Source organism: Pseudoalteromonas sp. SG41-5, assembly GCF_014164495.1.
GTDB classification, from domain to species: Bacteria; Pseudomonadota; Gammaproteobacteria; order Enterobacterales; family Alteromonadaceae; genus Pseudoalteromonas; species Pseudoalteromonas rhizosphaerae.
In genome coordinates, this window is sequence record NZ_JACJFH010000208.1 from 1 (window position 1) to 2025 (window position 2025).

2 protein-coding genes are annotated in these 2025 nt (G+C 38.5%); both read left to right on the top strand.

The window, feature by feature from the left end; genetic code table 11:
* Positions 1-1039 (top strand): transposase (locus H5232_RS23015; RefSeq protein ID WP_220496126.1); only part of this gene is annotated, 1039 nt, incomplete at its 5' end.
* Positions 1040-1267: 228 nt separating this feature from the next.
* Complete coding sequence (locus H5232_RS23020; protein WP_182719720.1) at positions 1268-1849, top strand: hypothetical protein; 582 nt, start codon at positions 1268-1270, stop codon at positions 1847-1849.
* The last annotated feature ends 176 nt before the right edge of the window (positions 1850-2025 follow it).

Genomic DNA, 2025 nt, shown 5'->3' on the forward strand with positions numbered 1-2025 from the left:
ACTAGAACGCGCGAGTAAACGTATTATCGAACGTCACCAATCACAAGATAGCCTGAGCGAAGAGTTGATAACACAGGATTTAAAGCAAAAAGAAAAGCTGGATAAAAGTGCAGATAAAATCACGGCGTTCTTAGCGACCCACGAGGAAAAAACGGGCAGCAAAGGTAAGCCCATTAAAAGTAATATTACCGACCCCGATAGCGCGAAAATGACCACGTCAAAAGGTACAATCCAAGGCTACAACGGGATAGCGATAAATGACGATAAACATCAAATTGTACTGCAAGCACAGGCATGGGGTTCAGTGGGCGAGCAGCAAACCCTGCAGCCAGCGGTTAAGCAATTAAAACAACAGTTAGATAAACTGAGCACAGATGAATCCTCAGATAAACACGCCATCAAATTCACCGCAGACAGTGGGTTTAACAGCGAAGCGAACCTTGAATACATGGCGAAAAGTGGCTTTGATACTTACATTGCGGATAACCAATTTAGAAAACGAAATCCGCTGTTTAAAGAAAGTGAAACTTATGAGACAGAGCAAGAAAAGCGCCGACTAAAACGCAGTAAAGGCAAGCCACGGTTATTTACCTCAGACGACTTCCATTATGATGAGACGACACAAACCTGCCGCTGTCCCGCAGGCAATGAAATGTGGCGAAGCGGTATAAATGTAAACAGCCATAACCAAAAATACACCCGATTCTGCGGTTACTTAAAAGATTGCAAGGTATGCCCACTGCAACAGCAATGTATGCGAAAGCCACCTATAAAAACAGGACGGCAAGTTCAGTTTAAAAATGATGAATCGCGTAAAAAGCTAAGCTACATCGACAAAATGAAGGTCAAAATAGACAGCCCAATCGGGCGACGGCAGTACAGTAAACGACTTAGCTGTATAGAACCGGTGTTCGGGAATATTACAGTTAACAAAGGCATGAATAAATTGACCTTACGCGGTCAAACGAAAGTGAATGCCCAATGGCAACTGTATTGCTTAGTTCATAATATAGAAAAGCTGCAAAACACGATACATTAATAAGGGTAACCCTTTATCACCTCAAATAAGCCACTCAAACACCTGTCATACCTTTCAAAACGCCAATTAAAGCAACAGCAAATCCTCTTTTTATATTTTACGTAAAATCGAAGTAACCAATTGAATCAAAATAGGAACTCGGCTATGGTTAATACATCAATAAAAATAAATTAAAAACGAGTTATTCTACAGCCTCGTTAGCCATCCATTTATAATTCTAAGAGTTGAATGATGTTACGTGTAATTTTTATATTAATATTCTCCATTTTTATCACTGGCTGTGATCATTATAATTACGCTGTGAAAAAAAATGATTCTCCAATAATATATGATTTGTATGGTAAATCCCCTGAAGAGTATGAATTTTATAGTAATCTCTACAAAGTGAATCCAGAGAATATATATTCTGACATGATTCAAATCACACATTTAAACGATGTCTATAATAGTCAATATGGTACACCTGAATCTACTACACGAAAATCACGGTTAGATTTTGTGTTGCACCCTCGAACAGGTGTAGAGCTTGTAGTGCCTTCTGTACGGCTTGAGCATTACTCTGAAAAAGGCGATTTATATAAACCAATAAAAATTGAATCTACATTGTCAAAATGTGTTGGAAATGTTGGTTGCAATGGAATATTTGTTCTCCATTATGCAGATAAAATGCCCCAAAAAATCATTGAAAAGGTAAGTTTCAAAATAATAGTAAACGGTAAAGAAAAGCATGTTTCCTATATAATTCCTCTAGAACTTAAATTTGAATACTCTTTCTGGGACGGATTGATGAACGAAATAGAACGTTTTTAATACGCAAATTTTTTCAAATAAGTAAGTTTCGTAAAATGAGTGTAAATGGCCAATCGGGTAGCCGGAGGTCTCTAACCTCCAGCCCCCACACCACCCATCATGCGGGTCCGCAATGGGCGGTTCATCTCCCGTAATGAATATTGATCCAAATATCTCTTAATGACGCTAAACCTTGT

Excerpts from the sequence above, each read along its gene's own strand:
- H5232_RS23020 (WP_182719720.1), top strand. The coding sequence starts at position 1,268 with ATGATGTTACGTGTAATTTTTATATTAATATTCTCCATTTTTATCACT.